The 24,999-nt window shown below is 39.3% G+C and carries 15 protein-coding genes; 7 read left to right on the forward strand and 8 right to left on the reverse strand.

Annotated elements, in window-relative coordinates; all coding sequences use genetic code 11:
* Positions 1-3,091: non-ribosomal peptide synthetase (locus WG906_RS18555; protein ID WP_339994384.1), on the forward strand; the 3,091-nt coding region annotated here is incomplete at its 5' end.
* A 48-nt stretch (positions 3,092-3,139) separates the two neighbouring features.
* Entirely contained in the window at positions 3,140-5,002 is a 1,863-nt protein-coding gene (locus WG906_RS18560; RefSeq protein ID WP_339994386.1) for an ABC transporter ATP-binding protein, read from the forward strand.
* Between the two features lie 198 nt (positions 5,003-5,200).
* On the opposite strand, the gene WG906_RS18565 is transcribed toward WG906_RS18560, so the two are convergent.
* Complete coding sequence (locus tag WG906_RS18565) at positions 5,201-7,630, reverse strand: hypothetical protein (RefSeq protein WP_339994387.1); 2,430 nt, start codon at positions 7,628-7,630, stop codon at positions 5,201-5,203.
* Positions 7,631-8,107: 477 nt separating this feature from the next.
* Here WG906_RS18565 and WG906_RS18570 point away from each other — a divergent pair, with 477 nt between their 5' ends.
* Positions 8,108-9,382 carry a WcaI family glycosyltransferase gene (locus WG906_RS18570; RefSeq protein WP_339994388.1) on the forward strand — a complete coding sequence of 425 codons (1,275 nt, stop codon included), beginning with the start codon at positions 8,108-8,110 and terminating at the stop codon, positions 9,380-9,382.
* Positions 9,383-9,588: 206 nt separating this feature from the next.
* On the opposite strand, the gene WG906_RS18575 is transcribed toward WG906_RS18570, so the two are convergent.
* From WG906_RS18575 to WG906_RS18585, 3 genes are all read right to left on the reverse strand, one after another.
* Positions 9,589-10,326: a tyrosine-protein phosphatase gene (locus WG906_RS18575; protein WP_339994389.1), complete on the reverse strand. Its 738-nt coding sequence runs from the start codon at positions 10,324-10,326 to the stop codon at positions 9,589-9,591.
* A gap of 115 nt (positions 10,327-10,441) precedes the next feature.
* A complete protein-coding gene (locus tag WG906_RS18580) occupies positions 10,442-12,151 on the reverse strand; it encodes a S41 family peptidase (protein WP_431844496.1) in 1,710 nt (569 codons plus the stop codon).
* A gap of 163 nt (positions 12,152-12,314) precedes the next feature.
* Complete coding sequence (locus WG906_RS18585) at positions 12,315-12,530, reverse strand: CsbD family protein (protein WP_339994391.1); 216 nt, start codon at positions 12,528-12,530, stop codon at positions 12,315-12,317.
* Positions 12,531-12,642: 112 nt separating this feature from the next.
* On the opposite strand from WG906_RS18585, the gene WG906_RS18590 reads away from it, so the two are divergent.
* A complete protein-coding gene (locus tag WG906_RS18590) occupies positions 12,643-13,239 on the forward strand; it encodes a porin family protein (protein WP_339994392.1) in 597 nt (198 codons plus the stop codon).
* Between the two features lie 69 nt (positions 13,240-13,308).
* Here WG906_RS18590 and WG906_RS18595 read toward each other — a convergent pair whose 3' ends face one another.
* Positions 13,309-14,493: an anhydro-N-acetylmuramic acid kinase gene (locus tag WG906_RS18595; RefSeq protein WP_339994393.1), complete on the reverse strand. Its 1,185-nt coding sequence runs from the start codon at positions 14,491-14,493 to the stop codon at positions 13,309-13,311.
* An 86-nt stretch (positions 14,494-14,579) separates the two neighbouring features.
* Here WG906_RS18595 and WG906_RS18600 point away from each other — a divergent pair, with 86 nt between their 5' ends.
* Complete coding sequence (locus WG906_RS18600) at positions 14,580-15,716, forward strand: acyltransferase family protein (protein WP_339994394.1); 1,137 nt, start codon at positions 14,580-14,582, stop codon at positions 15,714-15,716.
* A gap of 50 nt (positions 15,717-15,766) precedes the next feature.
* Positions 15,767-18,592, forward strand: coding sequence for a M16 family metallopeptidase (locus WG906_RS18605; protein ID WP_339994395.1), 2,826 nt, complete (start codon positions 15,767-15,769; stop codon positions 18,590-18,592).
* A gap of 45 nt (positions 18,593-18,637) precedes the next feature.
* On the opposite strand, the gene WG906_RS18610 is transcribed toward WG906_RS18605, so the two are convergent.
* From WG906_RS18610 to WG906_RS18620, 3 genes are all read right to left on the reverse strand, one after another.
* Positions 18,638-20,845, reverse strand: coding sequence for an SDR family oxidoreductase (locus tag WG906_RS18610; RefSeq protein ID WP_339994396.1), 2,208 nt, complete (start codon positions 20,843-20,845; stop codon positions 18,638-18,640).
* Positions 20,846-20,859: 14 nt separating this feature from the next.
* Positions 20,860-21,999: a glycosyltransferase family 1 protein gene (locus tag WG906_RS18615; protein WP_339994397.1), complete on the reverse strand. Its 1,140-nt coding sequence runs from the start codon at positions 21,997-21,999 to the stop codon at positions 20,860-20,862.
* 160 nt (positions 22,000-22,159) lie between these two features.
* Positions 22,160-23,695 (reverse strand): glycoside hydrolase family 10-like protein, encoded by a 1,536-nt coding sequence (locus WG906_RS18620; RefSeq protein ID WP_339994398.1) that lies wholly within the window; start codon positions 23,693-23,695, stop codon positions 22,160-22,162.
* 254 nt (positions 23,696-23,949) lie between these two features.
* Here WG906_RS18620 and WG906_RS18625 point away from each other — a divergent pair, with 254 nt between their 5' ends.
* Positions 23,950-24,864 (forward strand): DUF8428 domain-containing protein, encoded by a 915-nt coding sequence (locus tag WG906_RS18625; protein ID WP_339994399.1) that lies wholly within the window; start codon positions 23,950-23,952, stop codon positions 24,862-24,864.
* The last annotated feature ends 135 nt before the right edge of the window (positions 24,865-24,999 follow it).

A 24,999-nucleotide genomic window follows, 5' to 3' on the forward strand; every position in this document is an offset into this window, starting at 1 on the left:
GGAGGCCTATGCTAACCAGGAAATACCGTTTGAGAAAGTAGTGGAAGCAGTGGTCCAAAACCGGGACTTAAGTCGTAATCCCCTTTTTCAGGTGATGTTTATTCTGCGTAATACCCCCGATGTTCCTGAGCTTCGTTTAGGAAAGATAGAGTTATCCCGCACAGGTTATGAGCATAGTACCTCGCTTTTTGATCTAAGCTTATATCTTACAGAAACCGATCGTGGTCTTCACGGAGCCATAGAATATAGTACAGAACTCTATGATAGGGCTACCATAGAACGAATGTCCGAACATTTTAAGGAGTTACTGCAGTCGATAGTCGCCCAGCCTGATGAAAAGATCGGGAAGCTTAATCTCCTTAGTTCATCGGAAAAAGAAACATTACAAACACACTTCAACAATACGTCATGTGATTATCCCCGGGAGAAAAGTCTGATAGATTTGTTTGAAGAACAGGTCAGTAAAACGCCTCAGGCCACAGCGCTGGTTTTTGACGGGGAGCTACTAAGCTACCAGGAACTAAATGAGCGGTCAAACCGATTGGCCCATTACCTTTTAACCCAAGGTCTAAAACCAACAGAACTTGTACCAGTTTGTATAGAGCGGAGTCTGAATATGATCACCGGCATCCTGGCTATCCTGAAAGCCGGAGGAGTGTATGTTCCTATTGACCCTGAATACCCATCCGAACGCATCCGCTTTATGCTTGAAGATGCGGGTGCAACCCTGGTAGTAAGCAGCAGGGAAAGCAAGCCTAAGTTAGGCGATACAGTGGGGCTGAAAATTATAGAAGTAGATGGATCCGACCAAGGAGCTATCAGCACTCAACCTTTAATGAAGCCGGCAGCTGGCGTAGCACCCGATCAGTTGGTGTATGTCATCTACACCTCTGGGTCAACCGGCAGGCCCAAAGGCGTAAGAATGCCCCAAAAAGGAATGGTTAATTTATTACACTGGCAAGAGCAACAGTTTGAGCGTAAGAACAGGCGGGTTCTGCAATTTGCCAGCTTAACCTTCGACGTTAGTTTCCAGGAAATATTTTCAACCCTTTGTTTCGGAAGTACCTTATACCTGATAAACGAAACCCGGCGAAAAGATATGTCTGCCCTGCTGCAGGACATCGAAACATATAAGATAACACATTTATTTGTCCCCTATATTGTATTAAAAAGCCTGCTGGAATTTTCTTCTACCTTATCATCAGAGCCAGCAGTTCCTGAGGAGATCATTGTAGCAGGTGAGCAGTTAAAATTAACTGAAGATATACAGGCGCTGATACAGAAAAGGGGCGTTAAGCTGATTAACCAGTATGGTCCTACAGAGGCGCACGTGGTAAGCAGCTATAGGATCAGACCCTCTCATTTATCACCATTACCGCCCATAGGAAAACCGATAGCCAATACACAGCTATATGTTCTGGATGGCAGGCAGCAATTATGCCCTATAGGGGTTGCGGGCGAGCTGTATATTGGCGGAGTCCAGGTAGCACAAGGTTACCTGAACCGGCCAGAGCTTACCCGTGAAAAGTTTCTTGCTGATCCCTTTACAACTGAAACCGGAGCCCGCTTATACCGCACAGGCGACCTGGCCCGTTGGCTTGTCGATGGCAATATTGAGTATCTGGGCAGGATAGACGAACAGGTGAAGGTTCGGGGTTACCGGGTCGAGCCGGGAGAGATCGAGAGTGTGCTTCAGCAGAGTGGCCTGGTAAGCCAGGGTGTAGTTCTGGCAAGAGAGGACAGCAGCGGCAATAAGCGGCTTGTGGGTTATGTGGTAACTGAAGGAGTATTCGATAAAGAGGCAGTAAAGAATTATCTTCAGAGTAAGCTTCCTGAATATATGGTACCCGCCTTATGGGTAGAACTCGATAAATTACCTGTTACACCTAATGGGAAAATTGACAAAAAAGCCCTTCCCGAGCCAGATATAAACGGAGACGCGGACTCAGTCTATGAAACTCCGCGGAATTATCTGGAAGCAAAGATGGCCCAGATATGGCAGCAATTTTTAAAGATAGAGTCGATAGGCATAAACGACAACTTCTTTGAACTCGGCGGGCATTCGTTATTAGCTGTAGGTTTGATATCAGTGTTAAAAAAAGAATTAAAAGTTGAATTGACGATAAAAGAGCTATTTTTAAATCCATCTATAAGCGAATTGTCGGGTTTCTTACTGGGCCAAAAAGACGAAAAAATACAAAGTTCTATTTATCTTAAGTATCTTATTCCGATAAAAGATACCGGAAGTAAATTGCCGCTTTATATCGTTAGCGGCGGTGGAGGAACGGTCTTTAAATTTAAAAAATTTGCCGACATGCTGGACCCGGACCAACCTGTATACGGAATACAACAACCCACATTAATTGAAGATATTGAAGACTTCCCGGTAACAATTAAAGGCATAGCCGAACAATACGTTGAAGAGATGCTCATCCAAAATCCTGAAGGGCCATATGCTCTATCAGGGCATTGTCTGGGAGGCACAATAGCGTATGAAATGGCCAGACAATTGGAAGCATTAGGTAAAAAAGTGTCCTTACTAGCACTTTTTGACACGCAAGCGAAAGAAAAGAAGAAAGCCGATGCTGCCAGTATCAAAAATTTCTATCATATCCCGGCATTAATAAAATATTATGCTTCAAAGTTTGTGCTAAAAATGAATTTTGAACTGTTTCTTTTAAGAAAGCATACCAGGCAAGCCATACAATATAAGTTAAAAACGATACAGGTACTACTGGGCGCTAAACCCAAAACTTCCGAGAACGAAGATCTTGGTATCTTTGACAAGATGACCAACACATTTAAACTAGCATCGACTAGTTACACAATGAAACCTTATGATGGCAATCTGTTGGTGTTTTATGCAAAAAAACATTATTACTTTATGGATAGAGTGAATAAGGTAGTTTATAAAGAATTCAGTTTTAGTCCGATTGTTAAGAATGCCTGGAACAGGTATGCTAAGTCTGTCACTATTTATGAAGTAGAAGGCGAACATTCAACAATTTTTGATCCGGTAAATGCCACAGAATTTGCAAAAATTTTACAGGAGCATTTAGATAAGGCAGAATTTAAGGAGCCCGCAGCATAGATCTGAGGTAAAAGTGATTTATTGAAATTGGCGGTTCATCAATTTGACATGTTAAAGAAGTTTTGGAATAATATATTTAATTCAGAAGGTGACCCCCTAAAAAAGGCGGAGAGGTTAACGATGAAGGACCGGATTACAGCCTACCGCAATCTTCCGCAATTCTTTAGGCTTGTATGGGAAACTAGTCCCCGGTTAACTTTTTGCAGCATTTGTATCCGCATTTTTCAGGCATCGCTACCTATTTTGGTGCTTATTGTGGGTAAGCATATCATTGATCAGGTGGACCTTCTCAGGCAGAATAAAAATCTGGAGCACGATTATCTGTGGAACTTGGTGGCTGCAGAGTTCTTGTTAATAATCCTTATAACAGTTTTAAGCAAGTGTATAGTTCTGATAGATGATTTGCTTGGAGACAGGCTCACGAACCGTAGTTGCATAATGATAATGTCTCATGCAGCTACTCTTGACCTGGACCTTTTTGAAGACTCAGTTTTTTATGACAAGCTCGAAAGAGCGAGACAACAAACTGTAGGCCGGACAGTGCTTTTGTCACAGATGTTTAGCCAGTTACAGGATTTAATTACAATTGGCGGCATGGCTACCAGTTTAATTATTTTTAGTCCCTGGGTTGTCCTGATATTGTTGGTCTCGATTATACCATCCTTCCTGGGCGAAGCCTATTTTAACGCTAAGAATTATTCTCTTATCCGGAGTCAAACTCAGGGCCGGCGTGAGCTGGATTATCTGAGTTTTGTAGGGAGCAGTGATGAAACAGCAAAGGAGGTAAGGCTGTTTAATCTGTCAGAATTCTTTATAGAAAGATATCGTAACATTTCAACTAAGTTTCATAATGCTAAGCGTAGTTTGGGTGTAAACAGGTTCTTAATGGGTTCGGCGCTCACCATTCCCGGATCAATCGGATTCTATCTGGTTTTTATCTATATAATTCAACAGATACTTATCGGGGCACTGTCTTTTGGCGGACTTACCTTTTTACTTGGTACTATACGGCAAATGGGAGCACTGGTGCAAAATGTCGCTAAACGTTTCAGTACAGTAGCTCAGGGAGCTATATTTTTAAAAGATTTTTTTGATTTCTTCGAGATCAAGCCAAAGATAAGTATTCCGAACGATCCCAGACCTTTTCCAAATCCAATTCAAACAGGCTTCACTTTTGAAGATGTTGGCTTTAAATATACAAACTCCAATCGATGGGCTAATCGCCACCTGAACTTTACACTTCGTCCCGGAGAAAAGTTAGCCTTAGTTGGTGAGAACGGTGCAGGAAAAACAACGCTGGTGAAGTTGTTGGTCAGATTATACGATCCGACCGAAGGGCGTATTCTTCTGGATGGTTATAATTTGCAGGATTACGATCTGACAGAACTGAGAGCTGCGATGGGTATTATTTTTCAAGATTTTCTTCGCTATCAGATGACCATGGCTGAGAATATTGCGGTAGGCAACATCGCCGAAATTGGTAATTCTGCACTTATTGCCAATGCAGCTAAAAAAAGCCTGGCGGATTCTATTATAGAGAAGTTACCCAATAAGTATGAGCAGGTTTTGGGCAAACACTTTAATAAGGGAGTTGAACTGTCCGGTGGTGAATGGCAAAAAGTTGCGCTGGCGAGAGCGTATATGCGTGATGCCCATATAATAATACTGGATGAACCCACCGCAGCTCTGGATGCAAGATCTGAATATGAAGTTTTTCAACGATTTGCTGAGGTCACCCAGAACAAAACCGCCGTACTAATTTCTCATCGATTTTCCACTGTTCGAATGGCGGATCGTATCATTGTATTAGATAAAGGGGAAATACTCGAAGTTGGAAGCCACGAAGAATTGCTGAAGAATGAAGCCCGATATGCCGAGCTGTTTCATTTGCAGGCTTCCGGCTATAGATAAAATAACTTACCATCCTGATGAGTTTAAGGTTTTTTCAGACGCTATAGAATAGAGTAAGAGTAATTCATACGGCTCAAAGTAAAATACTACTTTAAACATCTGAGGCCGGTCATGGATATTTAATGGATTTAAATCTGGGTAAAAAAAAACCTCATGCCTGTCAGCATGAGGTTTGATGATGTTTAAAAACCTGATCAATTAAGGCTTTGTTTCTTCCACCTGTTTTGCTCTGGATTTTTTATTGGTAAAAATAGCATGATCCCTTGGTATAAAAGAGGATTTTTGACTGCTTGATGATTCCTCTATTTTGTGTGGCGACTCTCCTTTGCTTGTAGTTTGGTAGGATTCTTTTTTCGTGTGTTTTTCGGTAAAACTTCTGGATCCGAAAGTATACGTGAGGCCTATTCTACCAAACAAGTTGCCTTCAATGGTATTTTTAAACAAGTCCTTATTTACCAAATTATTCTGATCAACGGTATACAAATTATAAAGGCCTAGCGCTCCCTTCAAATGCAGGGCAGATTTTTGAATACCAAACTGCAGGGCCGCCGAGCTACTTGCAGCATATGTCGCTTTAACATCTCCATTTAAAATCATATTTGTAGCGATAGCGTGATTATAGGTTCCACCAGGGTGGGCACGGTCATAGTCTCTCCTCCATTCCCGGTTTCCGGTTTGAGAGGTGCTTCCAGGAGTGATTGTCCGGTTTCTGAATCCAGTATTGTTAGTCTCGCCCGCCATGTCAAGATCCAGAGTCAAATTAGTTCCATTTCCCTGATCCGTTTTGCCTAAACCAAAATTAAAAATATGCGTTAGAAAACTAAATCTATATAGGGTCATTCCCTGAGATATATCGAAAAATTGTTCATTCGGAGTTTCTCCAGATTGTGAAGAAAGATAAGTCGCATCGGCTGCCAGCAAGAATGGTCCTCCATTGAGCCCAAAATGCCCGCCCCAGTTAACATAAATACTCTTAAATTGTGGAACCGCGCCGTGCTGTCCTAATGTTGTACTATTGTCATAACCAACCTTTCGTCTCCCTACTCCTGCAATAACCCCAAACTGTGGAAATATTCCGGGTTTAACACCCTTGTCGATAATTCTTTGTGGGTTTGAGAAATACAAATCAGACTCAATACGCATTTCGACTCCGTTCTGCGAGATCTTGGATCCTCTTTGATTAATTTCTTCACCGTTCACTATTTCAGGAATGTATTCAACAGGATCGAAGGCCGCTCTATATTGAGTGTGCCGACTAGCCAGAGTAATTCTGGGACTAAACATCACTATGTTTTTAGTTTCCACAGTAGAATATTGATTAAAGATACTCACACCTACCATTTGCGTGGTTATAAATGCAGTGGGAGTGATTTCAACTGGAGTCTCCGGAGCCGATACCGCTACCAGAACAAGGTCTGAACTGCTCATATCCCGAGTCTTATCAGGTCCATATCCCAGAGACTTCAGCTTTTCTGTTCCATGATCGGTCAACTCTGCCAAACGCTTGGGAGTAAAATCTCCGGTCTGTTTAGCGGGAGCGGAACCATTTCCGTTGATTAACTGCCTAAAAAGTTTTACAGCATCCCGTTCTCCGTAATGTAATGCGGTAAGCATAATCAATTCCATAGCCTTTGCTTCAGCATTATTACGAACTTCCTCAGGACTGATGACCTGATCTTCTGTTAGTAACACCGGGCCGAGATTGCCGGGAACATTGGCGTCAAAAAACGGGTTGTTTTTTAACGAGTTTATTACGTTGCTTTCTTTCCCCTTTTTAAGGTCGTTTGTAAGATCCTCAACTAATTTTCTGGTTAGAGGATGTTGTCTGATATCCCCTTCCTGCAAGCGGATTAACTCGAAAAGCGCCCGTTTATAGTTTTCATTGGCATTAGCTTTCGAAATTCTTGAGCTTGGAAAGGTTAAAGCACGGAATTCTGCGACAGCGGCTTTTTCTGCTTCATATTTATTTGAAGTACCCGCCTGGTGTTTTTTCAGAATTTCGGCAAGTGTTATAGTTCTTCCATCAAAATTGATGATTTCGAGTCCGGGAGTTTCACGGATTTCTCGTGTTGCAGAAGTAATCGTAATGGTATTATGCAATTTCGTTCCATAATCGCGAGCCATGTAGGCGTGATAAACATTTTCTTTCCATTGCTGTGGATCATGGATGGTTGCCGGCTTTGATGCTACCATGGCACGTAGATCTTTAAGTACCAAAGGATTTTCAGCAATCTTTACATTTTGTTGTTCTTCGGTCCGAAAGGTAATAGTCTGATCATCAGGAAGGTGTTTATTAACCAGTTCGAACAAGGCTACAATAGTATTTACGCCCTGCGAAGCTAAATACTCGAGATCTGTTTTCTCAATAAGCGTCTCAACCAAAATACCTTTCTTTTGATCGTATTTAGTGGTATCCTTAAGCATTGACGCAACCTTAACTGCGATTCCGAGTATATGTGAATTTGGACTGCCAGGCTGAGTGATTGTTTTGTAAGATGTGATCGACTCGCCAGGGCTACGTTTAATTTTTACAGTGTCCTGTGGTGCTACATAAGGCTCGGATGTTTGTGCCTGTGAATTTACCATTAAAACAACAAGACAGAAGACGGTTAATACCGCTTTTATCATTGGTCTGTTGTTATAAAAATAATAGCAGAGAGTAGAATGTTTTATCATATGAATTAATTTATTGGTTTTGAAGGAATGAATATGTCTCTAATGTCAAATATCGGGCCAAAGGCCGTTTTTATGTAATATACAATATGTTTTTAAATTTTAATAATTTACAATAAAACAACTTTTAATAAATGCGATATTGGGACATGCTCCAGGAAAATTAAAGAATTTATGACGAGCAACCAATCAGGTTTAAAATTGTTACTTGCCTGGAGGTTCCCAAACTTAAGGGTAGTTTATAGTTCTTGCATTTTTTACGAATAGAGATTATTTAATTATTATCTTCCGAAATTCAAACAAAGAGTGCAAAGGATTACTTTACCAATGAAATTATGTAGAAAATACTTCACCTTTTGAAGTATTTTTTTCTAATTGAGACTGATAAAAGATCAATGCGAGCATTGAATACTGGCGATAAAATTGATCAGAATGAAGAAGAGAGTTTTGCTAATTAGTTATAATTTTAGTCCTGAACCGACTGGGATAGGGAAATATAATGGCGAAATGGTTGACTGGCTGGTGGGAAATGGTTACGACTGCGCTGTAATTACTACATATCCTTACTACCCTTTTTGGAAAGTACAGCCTCCCTATCATAAACAGCGGTTTAGTTATATGACAGAAAGAACCACTATTTCTGGTTCTGAACTTATAGTTCACAGGTGTCCTCAATATATCCCTTCAGCCCCATCCGGCTTAAGGAGGATTCTCCAGGAGATATCATTCTTTATTTCTGCTCTTTTAAGGTTACTTCCGATGCTTTTTGGAAAGAAATATGATCTGGTAGTTACAGTGTCCCCGTCTTTTTTGCTTGGATTTTTAGGAATATTAGCGAAGAAGATCTGGAAAACTAAATTCTTATATCATATACAGGATTTACAAATAGAAGCTGCACGAGATCTAAAAATGATAAAATCTGACCGGGTGATCAAATATCTTTTCAAGTTGGAGAAGTTCATTTTGAGTAAGGCCGATTTTGTTAGCAGTATTTCAGAAAGCATGGTCGCAAGGATTGCAGCTAAGGCAAACGATAATGTTTTGTTATTTCCAAATTGGGCCGATACTAATCTATTCTATCCGATTGAAGATAAATTAAAAGGAAAGCAGGAATTTGGGTTTAGTAATTCGGACAGAATAATTTTATATTCAGGAGGAATTGGCGAGAAGCAAGGTTTGGAGGCGATTTTATATGCCGCCAATGAATTAAAATATCATACCGATCTGAAATTTCTTATTTGTGGCTCTGGTCCTTACAAATCAAAGCTTGAGGAAATGGTTAAGGAAATGAAGCTCGTCAATGTTATTTTCTTTCCCTTGCAGCCTTTTGAAAAATTCAATGCTTTTTTAAATATGGCCGATGTTCATTTAGTTATACAAAAAGCGAATGCGTCTGACCTGGTGATGCCTTCAAAGTTAACAACCATTTTGGCTGTGGGCGGGCTGGCCCTGGTAACTGCTAATGAAGGATCGGGTTTACATTCAATGATTAAGAAGCATAACATGGCTATTGTTGTCGATGCAGAAGATCAGCAGGTATTAAATCGGAGTATTTTAGAATCAGTTACAAACAATAATGACGAATTTAGAAGAAACGCAAGAGTGTATGCTGAAAAATATCTTTCTATTGAAACAGTAATGCATGATTTTGAAAATAGCGTTTTAAATAAACATGTAAAGAAACCAGGGTATTCAATCCTTGGGTAGACCGTAAATGTTTGGGTTTTGCGAAGTGTCACCTTAAGCTCTTCTGATTCCATAATTGAGCTATTTCCAGAGAAGCTTTTAAGTATCCGGTTCCTTATCCCTTTTAGATGGACCGGTTTCTGCTCAGCAGTATAAATATATTTTCATTTTTCCCGAAAAACTAGTCCCTGGATTCTCAATGAAACAAATCATTCAAGAACCAGGAATTATAATGTTTGATTTAACAATGGGTAATCCGTCAATAATCTATAAACATAAGGTTGCTGCAATGCTAGTTTTAATGCTGCAGCGTGTTTTAAATGGTGCATATCAGAACCCAGAAAATCTATCAGCATATTATCGACGAGTTCTTCAGCAGCTTTCTGGACAGGTTTGCCATAGTATCCTGTTAATGAAATAGTATTTAATTGAAAGTAGCAGCCAGCATCTTTAAGCCGTTGATAATCGGTAATCGATCCGTGTAAGTAAGAATACCTTTCAGGGTGCGCCAGTATCGGCACATATCCTTTTTTGATGATCTTTTCGATGATATCGAAGATGTTGAGAGGATAAGTACTGAACGGTATCTCAAATAATAGATGGTTATTTCCTAAGGTTAGAATATCCCCCTGCTCTATTTTATTCTCGAAATCCTCATCAAAATAATATTCAGCTGCTGCTTCAATCAGTACGTCAATTTTTTGATTTTTGAGTTCTTCCTTAAGAATTGCCAGGCCGGTATTAATAGTTTCAGGTGTATTACGATAATAATCTATCATAACATGTGGGGTCGTTATGATTTTTTGAAATCCAGCACTAAGCAGACTCCGGACTAACTCGATCGACTGTGTCAAATTCTGAGCGCCATCGTCTATTCCCGGAATCAGATGAGAGTGCATATCTGTTCCAAGTTTCGCGAAGTTAATTTCCGGTATTACAGGTTTTGATTTGAAAAAAGATAACATTAATTATATTCAGTAATATTATCAAAAGTATGTTTGAATTCTAAGGTCTAAGTTGATTAATACGTTGCGGCTTTCAGAAAGTTCTATTATTCTGGAATAAATTAACCCGGGATCTTTATTTACCGCTATTCGCAGAAAAGCCAATTGTTGGCTTTCCAATGGATTTGTATGAGCCGTTCCCTTGCAATATTGAAGAGTATGTGTTTGAATTTCCTAAGGTATTAAAAGCGGTTTTCAAATCCGTATCATAGTTAAATCCATTTTCAAGACGTCCTTTTTGAAAATAATAGCGGCTCGAAATTTCATTTTCAAGAAGCTGTCGAATTTCGTCTTTAAATTGTGAAAGGTCGTTTTTTTTGCTGACAGACACCTTGTTTTTAAGTGCATCATATTCTGCCTTGATCTCAGATAGTTTTTGCTCTTTTTCTGCTTCAGCTTTTAATTCCGTTAACAAACGTTCTGTGCGTGTATTGTAATTATAATCTTTGTCGGACAAATAATTCACAAAATCGGCATACTCTGCATCGCTTAATTTAAATATCTTAGGATCAGGGATGCTGGTTTTCTGCTTCCGGTAAAGAGTGGCATAGTCGAAAATATAGAACTTACTTAGTAAGGTTTGGCTTATCGGACTAAGCTTTAATGCAGGTACCATAATATCAGGGTAGATCCCGCTACCATCATAAACTGAACGGTTCCCTTTAGTTTTATATTCGGTTATTAAGCTATCCGCAACTTTTTCAACTGTACCGTCGGAGTTTCTGTGGGTGTAATCAAGTGCCTGTATGCATCTTCCAGAAGGAGTATAATATTTGGCTACGGTAACTTTAACAAGAGTATTGTAAGGTAAATTGAAGGTCTGCTGCACAAGACCCTTCCCATAACTGCGCTGGCCGATAACAACTGCCCTGTCGAGATCCTGTAAAGAACCTGCTACTATTTCTGAGGCCGAAGCTGCCCTGTTATTAATTAACACTACAAGCGGGGTGTTTGGAGCCAGAGGCTGGGAAAAGGTTTTATACGGGATATTTTTTTCCCGATTTTTTCCTTTTTGGGTTACCACTGTAATATTAGGGGCGACAAATAAATTAACAATTTTTACTGCTTCCTGTAAAATTCCCCCGCCGTTAGATCGAAGATCGAGAATGATTCCGGATGGATTGCTTTTTTGTAACTGAACGAGTGCATCCTGTACTTCTTTGGCAGAACTTTCTAAAAACTTATCCAGTTTAATATATCCAATGTTATTATTAAGAATTGCTGAGTAACTAACATTGGGTTGGGTAATCTCATCTCTGTTGATGTTTTTTACTATATTTTCACCGTACCGGTTAATCACTAACTTTAAAGGAGTGCTTTTGGGACCCTTTAACAATTGGCTTGCCTGTTCATATTTTTTGCCTTTCAGAATAACGCCGTTTATTTCTATAATCTCGTCTCCAGCTCTTATATCTGCTTTTTGAGCAGGGAAACCTTCGAGGGTTTCTGAAACTATGATTTTGCCATTGCGTAAAAAAGTCAATGTGCCAATACCCCCGTATTGGGTACTCACATATTTCATTTTATAGTCTTCGATTTCTGATTCAGGTACAAATTCTGTATATGGATCCAGGCTGTTTAACATCGCGCCAATACCCGTTTCCATTAACTGGGAGGAGTTTACATCATCAACATAGCTGATGTTCAGCTCTTTATAAAGGGCCGAGAATATATCCAGGTTCTTAGAGGCTTGAAAAAGGTCTTCACGAAATGAGAACGACAGTATGCCCGTTAAAAGTAAAACCGGAACTGCCAGTTTTTTAAGTTTATTTCTCAACCTTAGCATAGTATAATAAATTAATTAGTATAACGCCTGTATCCTTAAAAAGATACATGCGCATGAGTGGATGAGTATTTAATCATTACAGATACTCAAAATACTCTGAAGTTTTACCTAAAAATAAGAAAATTGGTTTATAAATAGCTGGTTAAGTTTGATCTTTTTACTGTTACAGTCTATTATTATCAATATTGGCCAAGCCTTTTTTTAAAGTAAACAACACATATTCCCTGCTTCGCTTCAAGCGTGCCATAAGCCTTGTAATCAGTTGCTCCTCTTCTCCGGGTAAATAAGCTAAATCATCGTCGCTAAGATCGCGGTATTTGCGTTGTACCTTCAATTTAAGTCTATCCCAATCCTCTTTACTGATAGTTATATCTGCCATAATTTTCTTTGTTACAAAAGTATGAATTTATACGTCTTCTCTAAACAGGATTTCATCAGCAACATTTTAATAAATTTGCTGTTTGAAATAACACACACACATTAATCAGATTATGAAAAAGAGTATTTTATTAGGTTGTATGCTGCTGGCAGCAGTAACAACATTTGCGCAGTTACCGTCCTTTCATCTTGGCTTAAAAACGGGAGTCAATATGTCAAGCTTAAAAGGAAATGTAGGAGATGAAAGTAACCGTTTAGGATATCAGGCCGGGGTCTGGGCCAGGGTAGGTGGGGCTGGCTTTTATGTACAGCCCGAAGTATATTTAGGAAGTAAAGGCGGTGAGTTCGGATCAATACAGCAGGACGGAACCACATATGAGGGTGATGCTAAGGTGAATTTTACCACTCTTGACATTCCTGTTTTGATCGGGAATAAATTCGGTTTTGATAAATTGAATTTCAGAATTATGGCAGGACCGGTTATTTCATTTCTTTTAAATAAAGATTCTAAAGAAAATTACGCGGTGGCTACAGACTTCGACAATTACAAAAACCAGACTATTGGCCTGCAAACTGGTGGTGGTGTAGATTTAGGGAATCTGTCTTTTGATCTGAGGTATGAAAAGGGTTTGTCAAACATTGATAAGAGTGGCAAATACGATCAAAAGCAAAATTTGTGGCATTTAAGTTTAGGATACAGGATCTTTTAACCTTAATGCAGGTTAAGCCACAAATTATTGTGGCTTAATCTTTATAGATAAGTCTCAGGTAAGGATTTCCTATTCGGGCAAAGAAATTTTTCCCATCATAACTCTTGGTCCGGCATTTGTTTCCAAAGCCGATCCACAAATAGTTTCATTAGCAAGTAGAGCAAAGAGTACCGCTTCTTTAGCATCAGCTGAAATACCTAACTCTTCCAGTTTTTTCACCGCGTTTTTCGGAAATTTCGCGACTATTTTTTCCACCAGGAATGAGTTGTTGACACCTCCTCCACTCAGGTATAAAGTGCAGTCAGTATCCCCAATGGCCTTTTTTAAAGCAAGCGCAAGGGCTTCGACCGTTAGTTGGGTAACAGTGGCGATTAAATCTTCATTACGTATGTTTTCAATATCTGCTGACATTAAAGACTGTTGAATGAAGGTCTGATTAAATAATTCTGGTCCGGTTGTTTTTGGGAGATCTTCATAAAAGAAAGGATGTTTCAGCATCGAATTTAATAAACCGATGTTTATTGTCCCTTTTTGAGCTATGCCCCCATCTTTATCGTAAGAAATGTTAAAATGTTTTTTGCAGAGGCCATCAATCAGGGTATTACCCGGACCTGCATCTGTACAGATAATAGCCTTGTTACTACCTGTTTCAGGCAGGTAAGTAAAATTAGAGATGCCGCCAATATTCAATAAAACTCTGTTTTCTGAGTTCGAAGAAAATAGAATATAATCTCCGTATAAAGCTAATGGCGCGCCTTCGCCGCCTGCCGCAATATGTTTTTGCCTGAAATCGCTAAGAGTGGTGATTCCGGTTTTAAGAGCTATATGATCCGCATCGCCGATTTGAAGTGTTGAATTCGGGTATTCTTTCAATTGATGTAGGCGTTTAGGAGCATGATATATTGTTTGTCCATGGCTGGCTATGCAATCGATATGTTCACGAGGTATATTGAATTTTTTTAAGAATCTGTTTATCAGTTCTGCATGAATAAGTCCGATTTTCGAATTAAGTAAAGTCACTTTTTCCAGATCTGCCTGTTTTTTCGAAAAGATGGTTCTTAAATCTTCCTTGAACTCATCAGAATAATCCGCCGTTTCAAATTGAAGAACCTCGGCTCTTGTATTTAAACCACTTCCACTAATTTTACACAAGGCAATATCTAGTCCGTCTAATGAGGTTCCGGACATTAAACCAATAATCATACGCGATTCTTTGCGAAATAAATTTGCCAGGCGGTTTAAGGATTCATTCATTTTTGTAAATTGAGACGGTAAACAAATCTGTTTTATGCGAATATCCTACATTTATAACGGTTTTATCACATGAAAGAAACATTGCTATGAAAAATTCAAGATTACTTTCTCTCGATGTTTTCAGAGGTTTAACAGTAGCCGCTATGATCCTGGTTAACAATCCTGGCGATTGGGGAAATATTTATTCACCTTTAAAGCATTCTGAGTGGCACGGTTGCACTCCAACTGATCTTATTTTTCCATTTTTCTTATTTATTGTTGGGGTATCTATAGCTTTTGCTTTGGGAACTAAACGGGCGACACAAATCGCAAGCAAGGAGGTTATTCTCTCCATTGTGAAACGTTCTATTATTCTGTTCGTTTTGGGGATCGTCCTGGCCCTTTTTCCTGACGTGTTTTTAGATCCGGTTAAAACGTTTAGTACTGTAAGAATTCCCGGGGTTTTGCAGCGAATTGGAGTTGTATTTCTGGTTTGTGCTATCCTTTTTTATAAAACGAATGCAAAAATTCAGCTAGTCGTTTTTATCCTAATTCTTTTCGTGTATTGGGCTCTTCTTACTCTTGTTCCGGTACCTGGGGGAATAGAGCCGAACCTTGAGAAAGAAACAAGCTTGGCTGCGTGGATTGACCGGGCATTATTTTCAGAAAATCACTTGTGGAAATTATCCAAAACCTGGGACCCTGAAGGCCTTCTCAGCACATTGCCTTCTGTTGCAAGTGGTTTGTCAGGAACACTTGCAGGAATCTGGCTGAGGAAAAATGATATCAATAATTATAAGAAAGTTGTTTGGATGATTGTTGCCGGAGTTCTTTCGGTTGCTGCTGGGCTGATATGGAATTCTTTTTTTCCAATGAACAAAGCATTATGGACAAGCTCTTATGTATTGTTTACAAGTGGATTAGCTGTCATCATTCTTGCTGCATTTTATTGGCTCATCGATATTAGGGAATTTAAAAGTTTAACAAAACCCTTTGTTGTGTATGGTGTAAATGCCATTACGGTATATTTCATGTCAACGATCATGGCCAAGTTGTTTAATTTTATAAAAGTTTCGCAGACCGATGGTACCGAGGTGAGTTTAAAGACCTGGTTGTTTCAGTCGTATTTTGCTCCGAACCTATCGCCGCTAAATGCTTCTCTGGCCTGGGCACTATGTTTTGTTTTATTTTGGCTGATAATTTTATGGTGGATGTACAATAGAAAAATAATTATAAAGGTTTAAAATTTAATTACTCGAATGAAACTAATAAGCAATCACCTTATCTAATTAATATGAAAAAAATCATTGTTCTGTTTTTAGTCAGTATCACCGTGTTTTTTGCTGAGTACGGGCTGGCTCAAACAAAAGCACCTGTTACATCAAAAGCAGCAAAAGCCGAGATTCTGCCACTCGATACGGCGATAAAAACCGGTAAACTCAAAAACGGGTTCACATATTATATCCGTCGTAATACCGAACCTAAAAACCGTGCTCAATTATATCTGGCTGTTAAGGTTGGTTCTATACTCGAGAATGATGACCAGCGCGGGCTGGCCCATTTTATGGAGCATATGAGCTTCAATGGAACTAAGAACTTTCCTAAAAATGAGCTGGTAAACTATCTTCAAAAATCTGGTGTTCGTTTTGGGGCTGATTTAAATGCCTACACCAGCTTTGATGAAACGGTATATCAGTTACCTATCCCAACCGACGATCCGGAGTTATTTAAAAATGGAATGCAGATTATGCGCGACTGGGCCCAGGATGCAAGTTTGGATCTTTCCGAAATTGAAAAGGAAAGGGGAGTTGTTTTAGAAGAAAAACGTTTAGGGAAAGGTGCGGGAGAAAGGATGCAAAACAAATACCTGCCGATGATGCTGAACAATTCCCGGTATTCTAACCGGCTGCCTATAGGAACCGAAGAAGTATTAAAGGGCTTTAAGCCCGCAACATTAAAACAGTTCTATAATGACTGGTATCGTCCCGATTTACAGGCTCTGATTGTTGTTGGAGATATTAACGTTAAAGAAGTTGAACAGATGATCATTGCTAAATTTTCTGATCTTGCGAAACCTTCAAATCCCCGTCCGCGTACCGAATACAGCATCCCGCTTTTAAATAAAAATCAGTTTATCGCTGTCACCGACAAAGAGTTTCCGTATACGGTTGTCCAAATCCTTATTAAACATCCGGAAACGAAATTAAAAACCACGACCGATTTAAGGAATGGAAACATTCGGTCGTTATATAATCAAATGATGGGAGCTCGTTTTTCGGAATTAATGAAACAGGCTAATCCTCCTTTTTTACAGGCAGGAAGCAGCATCGGTAGTTTCCTTGCTGGATTGGATGTAGCTTCTGCTGTAGTTTATGCGAAGCCAGGGGAACTGGAAAAAGGTTTGAAGGCGGTGCTTGCCGAAACGGAAAGGGTTAAGCTTTATGGCTTCACACAAACAGAGTTGGACAGGGCAAAGCAGTCCTATCTTACTTCGATGGAAGCTTCATTTAAAGAAAAAGATAAAACGTCATCGGAAACATATGTTGATGAATATGTTCGGCTTTTCCTTGATGGCGAAGCGAGTCCGGGTATCCAGTATGAATATAATTTCGCTAAGGATGTAATACCAGGTATAACGCTGGGCGAGATTAACGCTCTTGCTAAGAAATATTTGGTGGATAAAAACCGCGATGTGCTTATTATGGCTCCTGAGAAGGACGCGGCTTCTCTGCCAACAGAGGCTACAGTTAATAAATGGCTTTCGGAAGCTAAGAACGACAAATTAACAGCCTATGTTGACCAGGTATCTGATAAGCCATTACTTGAAGTAAAGCCCAAAGCCGGAAAGGTAATTTCTGAAAAAAATATCAAAGAAATAGGTGTTTCTGAGCTGACATTGAGCAATGGTATAAAGGTAATACTAAAGCCTACTGATTTTAAAAACGACGAAATTAACTTTAACGCGTTTAGTCCGGGAGGAACATCTTTATACTCTGATGCCGATTATCAATCTGCAGCATTTGCTTCGACTATCGTTGCACGCGGAGGAGTGGGAGAGTTTAATTCAATTCAGCTGCCTAAGTTTCTTAGTGGTAAAAGAGCATCGGTGAGTCCGTATATCAGCGAAAGAACGGAAGGGATAAACGGTTTTGCGGCACCTAAAGATTTGGAAACAGCTCTTCAGTTAACTTATCTGTATTTTACCGCACCAAGAAAAGATGCAGAAATGTTTCAATCAATGATCTCTCAGCAGAGGGGTGCTTTGGCAAACAGGAGTTCTGATCCCAACAGTGTTTTTGCTGATACAATTTCCGCCGTTTTAGGTAATTATAATATCCGCCGTACCGGGCCTACACTTGAGAAACTTGAGCAGATCAACCTTGACAGGGCATTTGAGATCTATAAGGATCGTTTCGCGGATGCCAGCGATTTTACTTTCACTTTTGTCGGAAGCTTTAAGATAGAGGAGATAAAACCTTTATTAGAGCAGTATTTGGGTTCCTTGCCATCAAAAACCAGAACAGAGGCAGCCCGGGATCTTGGCATAGTTCCTCCTGCGGGAAAAATTTCAAAAGTTGTTTATAAGGGTCAGGAGCCAAAGGCGACGGTTAGACTTATATTTAGTGGCGATTATATTTATAATGAAGATACCAATAATCAGTTAGATGCTTTGGGTGAGGTCCTTCAGATAAAATTAATCGAGCGTTTACGGGAAGAAGAAAGTGGTGTTTATAGCCCCGGAGCCCGAATGAGTTATTCCAAATCACCCCGCAACAGATATTCATTTACGGTTTCGTTTGGTTCTGCTCCGGAAAATGTAGATAAATTAGTATCCGCAACTTTAGATGAAATTAATAAAGTAAAGGCAAATGGCGCTCAAGCCGGAGATATAGAAAAATTCATAGCAGAAGAAAGAAGAAGTACAGAAACCCAGTTAAAGCAAAATGGTTTCTGGTTAGGATATTTATCCAGTCAATATCAAAATAATGAATCGCCTGTACAGGTTTTAACGTATTTGGATTCCCTAAAGAAAATTACCCCCGCTGGCTTGAAGGATATTGCTAATAAATATCTAAGCGGTAACAATTTAATAAAGTTCGTTTTGCTGCCGGAGAAGTAATGATCAGATATACTGCTCCTCTATGATAAATACAAAGCCGGTTAACTAACCGGCTTTTGTGTTTATGACAATGTCTGCTAAGTTACAATGCAATTCTTGTTCAATAAAATATCTGTCTAGACAGTCATTCAACTCAGGCATCAAAAGCCCTTTTTCGCTTCCAAGTACGCTAAATAAAGGTCGTTTTGCGGCGTAATTAAATTCGGAAAGCGGTGTGGGAGTTATCAGGTTGGGATCATAGTCTCCCCGTTTTGCAACTTGCATTGCAAGGGAGGCCCAGGAGATTTGTCCCCTGTTTGCAAGATGCCATATACCGCATTCATCATCCAGTAACAAATCGAGACTCGTATTTACCAGATCCGGAATGTATGTTGGAGAAATGAGAACATCATTGGCCGCTTTAACAAATTGCTGATTTTTTAAAGAGGATAATACATTAGTTATAAAGTTATAGTTATCCCAGGGACCGAAAAATGCACTGGTTCTAATAATTAATGCTGAAGGATCTTTATTTAGTACGAATTCTTCAGCTCTTGCTTTGCTTTTGCCATAGATATTGAGAGGGGATACTGCATCGCTTTCAAAGTAAGATTTGCCTTTTGACCCATCAAAAACCAAATCAGATGAGAAAGTCAGGAGTTTAAAATTATATTTTGAGGATAAATTGGCTAGGTTTGCCGGTCCCTGGGTATTGGCTATGTAGCAGGTGTTTCTATCATCTTCGGCATCATCTACGCGCACATAGCCTGCTGCGTTCACAATTGCCCAGGGGCGTTTTTCTCCAACAACCTTTTCTATTTGATGTGGGTCACCTAGGTTAAGGTCATTTCTATCCAATAATTGATAACATATCCCCCTAAGCTCACATAAACGGGCAAAGGCATTCCCTAAAGTGCCCGTTTTTCCCAGGATTAATAAGGGTTGGGACGTTTTTAGTTCAGCGCTTATTTTCCGGATATTATTTCGGAAATATAAAACCCGTATATCTTTTTGCCACCAGCCTTTGCTTTCCAATACAGGATGTTTAAAATCCTCGCCCATGGATAATGATTTTAGCATTTTAGCAAGAGCTGTAGGGCGCGGTTTTCCGAGGCTTAAATCAAATATCCCGGTTTCATATTTTCCCTGAGGTGTGGTAAGCAATTTATTCCATCCATAACAACCTAACATTGCCCATGCAGTTACTGCCTGTATGTTAATCCCTTCCGATTTAAGTTTTAAACCGGTGTTCCAAATTTCTTTGAACCAGCGCAATTGCTCGTCCCGCGTGCAGCCCAAATGTACTTCAGTAATTGCTATAGGCAGTTTAAAATATTCCCAGGCCTCTTTTAACAATTGATACGCGCCCGTTTTGGTCTCCAGATCTACCCGTACGGCTTCCACATCAGCATAACGATGTCTTGAATTTCCGCCACGATTTTGGTTTGGATATTTAAATACATTCTCATCAATAAATCGTTCTGATGTTATGTAATAATTAAAGCCAATTATATCAGGTGGACAGGGATTTTTTAGAAAAAAATCGAGTTCTTTTTCACTTATGCCTCCCTGAATTGTAAGATATTTCCATAAAGGATGTTTTTTACCTACTCTTCCCATAAGTAAATCTAAACTCAGCCAGCGACGTTTATTTTCAAAATTCGCCTGATACCTTAATGACGGAGTACTGTAGGTTTTACCCAGGTCTTCCGTTTGAATAAGCTTTGCCGCAGGGTTTATTTTGCGAATAGCCTGCATAGAAAGCACGGTGGCTTTTGTTTCATTTAGTAATAAGCGAATAAAGCTGTGGTCTGACTTTAAGTGCGGGTACCAAAAGCCATACAAGCCACAGAAGCGAGCAGTGGTTAAAGGCTCATTTACGGGCGTATAGTATTGAATCCAGGGAAACTTTTGAGCTACCCTGAATGCATATTCTGCTAACTTTATCGCAAATGTTTCGCTTTCAATCGGGGCGTAAACAGGGCCGCTACCATGGTGTACCAAACCAGCAATAGGATCAATCCCTAATTCTTTGAGGCGATTAAGGGAGGTTTCTGTTGCTGACCAGTCGATCTCAGTATCCGATGCAGGTTGATGTTTTTCCCAAAGCACCGGATATCTGAATTTTTTTATTCCCAGGTCAGCACAAAGGTCGATATCGGTTTGCCTGTCATAATGACCTGAGAATTCAAGTTGATCAAAATAAGAGTCCTTTACACGGTTTATTGTGCATTCAATTCCGCCCCAGATCTCTACATCTGTAATCGTACCCATAAAATTTGATTTAATTAAGCACTTAGCGGCACAGAAACTTTTCTGCCCATCGCTTTACGTATCAAATCCATCATGTCAGATGCTGTTTGATCCCAGGATTTCTTAGCGAGGAAGATATCTACATCTGCCAGCCACTCTTTTTTAGGAGCTGTCAAAGCAATTTCGGCTGCTTTAACTAATTCTTCGGCCTTTGTTATAATACTTACCAGGTTCTTTTTCCCGTATGGGTTTACAACGTCTCTGATAGGAGTAGAAATAACCTGAATACCTGCTGCCAGGTATTCCGGCGTTTTTGTTGGGCTGATAAAACGGGTTGATTCATTAAGCAGGAAAGGAATCATTGCGATATCCCAACTGGCTAAATAAGAAGGGAGCTCATCATATGATTTGCCGCCTAAATAATGGATATTTTTGTTTTTCGGTAGAACTGCAGGGTCGATTTTTACTGTCGGGCCTATTAAGATGAATTGCCAATCGGGACGTAATGTAGCCGCATTGCCAATTAATTCATAGTCAAAGCGCTCGTCAATTACCCCATAAAAACCAAATTTGGGGCCTGTAATAGCTTTTTGGTCCGCTGGTTCAGCGATTTTTTTACGTGCTTTTGCGAAATGATCTTTATCTATACTGCTTGGAAAAGGATAAATATTTTGATGTTGATGTTTTTTGGCTTCATATAATGACTGACCGCCTGTAAATACTACATCAGCGCGCGTTAATAGCTCTTTCTCCAGATGTATTAATTCTGGTGGTGCATATTTGAATGCTGAAAGCTCGTCCATGCAGTCAAAAATTGTTATATCCGGATTGTAATCTCCGGAAAATTCGAGGGCCATGGGGGTATAGTACCAGAAAATAAAATCTGATAATGATTTGTTGGTGAGAAACGACTTGAGGATTTCTTTTTGAATCTTTAAGCTTTCTTTTTTATTTATGTCCTTTGGCAGATGCGGAACAAGTACCCATAATTTATCAGAACGTTTACTGATAGAAAGGTGACTATCCTCGTTTTCCTGAACGTCATGTATCGGTTCTTCGAGAAAATATACATTAAACTCTTTTGAAAAACGAGTCAATAAGTGCTGAGGGCGCTGGAAAACAAAATCCCATCTTAAATGGGAAAACACTAGTAGATTTTCAGGTACACGTTTCATTGATTCATTGTTTTTTTGTACAAGATTTAACACGAATCGTAAAAAAACGTTTTTGATTTTACATAGAATGTTGAAAAATAAATTAGGATTTCATTTTTATTAACTGTAGTATAAAAGATTTTTTTTAATCATTTCAGGATTTTCTGCCCGGGAAATATTTTTAAGGAACGAACGCGTGCGCAATATTAGAAGGCAGGCTTTCATTCTTCAATCTGTCGATGGCCGTTACGAAATAATTATACTGGGCACCTTTTTGAGCTGTCTTATCAGAGTATGTAGTGACACTATTGTCAAAACTGATTTTAATGATTTTAGAAGCATCCTGAAAATTAAGGTCTTCACCTGCTTTAAAGCGATAAATTACATATCCATATGCCGTTTCCCCATCCCTTGCTTTTAGGGGCTCATCCCATTTTAATTGTATAATATTCGGAAACTGTAAATAGGCAGAGAGCAGTAATGGCGCATGCGGTGTGACATCATCTATCCATAGCATGGCGGGTTGCAGCGCAGGATACCGGTATAAATCATACCTCAGCGAATCGCGAAATCCGGCAAGGTTATTTGTTAAAGATTTTGAACTAAAATAAACACTTCCCTGAACTCGGGAATTGTTTCTTAAAGCTCTGACCTGGTTCGGAAGTTCACGGCGATTATTGAAGCCCTGGACTTTCTCAGCTGCCCGGTAAGCAGCCTGACCTATATACAAATGTCTTCCGTAGGCATTATTACTCCACCAGTCAAGAAGGTTTTCAAATGGAGCCAGTCGATGTTGATTTGGCCAGTAAATTTGTGGGTTTATATAGTCTATCCAACCTTTTTGTAACCACTTTCTTGTATCTGCATATAATTCAACATAGGAAGATCCCCCATTTGTAAGTGAGCCCTCAGGATCCTGGCTTTTATTTTTCCAGATTCCAAACGGACTGATTCCAAACTTTACATGTTTTTTTGCAGTGTGAATGCTGTCATTTAATGTATGGATAAGAGAGTCTACATTGCTTCTTCTCCACTCCGTTATATTTTTAAATTCACTTCCGTATTTTATATATGCCTCAGTATCCGGGATTGGCCGCCCACTTTCAGGATAAGGATAGAAGTAATCGTCAAAATGTACACCGTCTATGTCATAATTTCTTACAACATCCATAATTACCTGCACAATGTAAGCCCGGACTTCGGGTAATCCAGGATTAAATAGTTTTTTACCTCCGTAATTAAAAAACCACTCAGGTTTTTGCCTGGTAATATGTTTGGGACTAACTTCTTTTTCGGACAAACTAAACGCTGCTCTATAAGGATTAAACCATGCATGTAATTCCATGCCTCGTTTATGTGCTTCCTTTATAGCAAATTCAAGCGGATCGTAAAATGGAAATGGAGCCAATCCCTGTTCTCCTGTAAGCCATTTACTCCAAAGTTCTCTTCCCTTAAAATAAAAGGCGTCAGTGGTAGGTCTTATCTGAAACATTATTGCGTTCATTCCTGACTTTTGATGTTCATCAAAAATTTGCAATAATTCTTGCTGCTGAGTGCCCGAATGCAGCCCCGGTTTACTAGGCCAGTCTATATTGGTAACCGTAGCAACCCAAACACCCCTGAACTCTCTTTTATGGGCTATTTCCTGGGCTGAACTTTGTGTTGTGACGAAAATGTAAAATGCAAACAGTAAAGTGGTAAATATTCTTTTAGACATATCTTTTTAACTGGTCAAAGATACTTAAGAAACAGTACGGAGACAGTTTTATTATGTCTCATTTTAATTTGTGACGATTAATTGATGACTAGAATCAATGTGCCGTTGTTTATAAAATATTATATTTGTGATAATTGTGAGGATGTTTTTGTAGTTGAAATGCAATAATCCACTTATTTAAAAGTTATAAAAAACGTAAGAAAATTTTAGTGTCACGTCTTTTTATTAACTGTAATTAATTTATTTTGCTCATAATGGAAAATACCTATCCCGATCAAGCCCCCAAAAGAGATTCTAATAAAATTTATTTTTTGATTGTTGTAATTATCGCCCTGGTTGGTACTAACGCCTATCTTTTTTTCCGGGATAAAAAAGCTAATGAACGCATCGTAACTATTACAGATGAAAAGTCAAGGATGGATGTTGAAATAGATAAAATTGAAGCAGAACTTGACAAGGCAACAACCGCAAATATACAGTTAACGGCAAATATGCAGGAGGAGCAGGATTTGGCGCGTCAGAAAATTTCTGAATTAAGAGAGCAGCTGCAGAAGGGCGAGTTAACTCAGGGAGAACTGGCTAAAGCAAAAGAGGATGTAAAGCAATTAAAATATTTTGTTAATAAGTATACCGCCGATATCGAGGGATTAAGGAAAGAAAATAAATCATTATCTGTGGAGCGCGACAGCCTGCGAACAACCGTAGGCAATGTCACAGCCAAAGCAACCCAGCTCGAATTGCAAAATACTGAGTTAAGTTCCAAAGTGCAGGCTGCCTCGGCTTTAAAGGTTGCTAACATAGCAGTTACCTCTTTAAGAATTAAAAACAGCGGAAAGGAAAGCGACGTGACTCGTGCCACTTCTGCGAAGAAATTACGTGTAAGCTTTACAGCAGCGGAAAATCCTATAGCTTCTAAAGGAATGCATGATATTTATATAAGAATAATGGATCCGAGCGGCAACCTTATTATCTCTGACAACAGTAGTTTGTTTTCCGCTGATGGAGAAGAACTGCAATATACTTATAAGACGGCTATTGAATTTGCTAACGATGGAAAGGTGTATAATATTGATTGGACCAATCCTTCAGAATTTCAAAAAGGTACATATTCTATTGTGCTTTATTCTGATGGGTATACCATGGGAAGAAGCTCTATTACCTTGAAATAGTTTTGGCAAAGTATAAGGTCAGGTTGTCTCAAATTTGACCTCATGCTGAATTTTAGCATCTTCTTATGATGATTCTTAATTTATTGAGCCCCTCTGAAGTGAAGTAAAGTTATAGTCTACTTCATTCATGATCTT

The organism is Pedobacter superstes, assembly GCF_037622515.1.
Lineage (GTDB): Bacteria > Bacteroidota > Bacteroidia > Sphingobacteriales > Sphingobacteriaceae > Paradesertivirga > Paradesertivirga superstes.

Excerpts from the sequence above, each read along its gene's own strand:
- WG906_RS18560 (WP_339994386.1), top strand. The coding sequence starts at position 3,140 with ATGTTAAAGAAGTTTTGGAATAATATATTTAATTCAGAAGGTGACCCC.
- WG906_RS18565 (WP_339994387.1), bottom strand. The coding sequence starts at position 7,630 with ATGATAAAAGCGGTATTAACCGTCTTCTGTCTTGTTGTTTTAATGGTA.
- WG906_RS18570 (WP_339994388.1), top strand. The coding sequence starts at position 8,108 with ATGAAGAAGAGAGTTTTGCTAATTAGTTATAATTTTAGTCCTGAACCG.
- WG906_RS18575 (WP_339994389.1), bottom strand. The coding sequence starts at position 10,326 with ATGTTATCTTTTTTCAAATCAAAACCTGTAATACCGGAAATTAACTTC.
- WG906_RS18580 (WP_431844496.1), bottom strand. The coding sequence starts at position 12,151 with ATGCTAAGGTTGAGAAATAAACTTAAAAAACTGGCAGTTCCGGTTTTA.
- WG906_RS18585 (WP_339994391.1), bottom strand. The coding sequence starts at position 12,530 with ATGGCAGATATAACTATCAGTAAAGAGGATTGGGATAGACTTAAATTG.
- WG906_RS18590 (WP_339994392.1), top strand. The coding sequence starts at position 12,643 with ATGAAAAAGAGTATTTTATTAGGTTGTATGCTGCTGGCAGCAGTAACA.
- WG906_RS18595 (WP_339994393.1), bottom strand. The coding sequence starts at position 14,493 with ATGAATGAATCCTTAAACCGCCTGGCAAATTTATTTCGCAAAGAATCG.
- WG906_RS18600 (WP_339994394.1), top strand. The coding sequence starts at position 14,580 with ATGAAAAATTCAAGATTACTTTCTCTCGATGTTTTCAGAGGTTTAACA.
- WG906_RS18605 (WP_339994395.1), top strand. The coding sequence starts at position 15,767 with ATGAAAAAAATCATTGTTCTGTTTTTAGTCAGTATCACCGTGTTTTTT.
- WG906_RS18610 (WP_339994396.1), bottom strand. The coding sequence starts at position 20,845 with ATGGGTACGATTACAGATGTAGAGATCTGGGGCGGAATTGAATGCACA.
- WG906_RS18615 (WP_339994397.1), bottom strand. The coding sequence starts at position 21,999 with ATGAAACGTGTACCTGAAAATCTACTAGTGTTTTCCCATTTAAGATGG.
- WG906_RS18620 (WP_339994398.1), bottom strand. The coding sequence starts at position 23,695 with ATGTCTAAAAGAATATTTACCACTTTACTGTTTGCATTTTACATTTTC.
- WG906_RS18625 (WP_339994399.1), top strand. The coding sequence starts at position 23,950 with ATGGAAAATACCTATCCCGATCAAGCCCCCAAAAGAGATTCTAATAAA.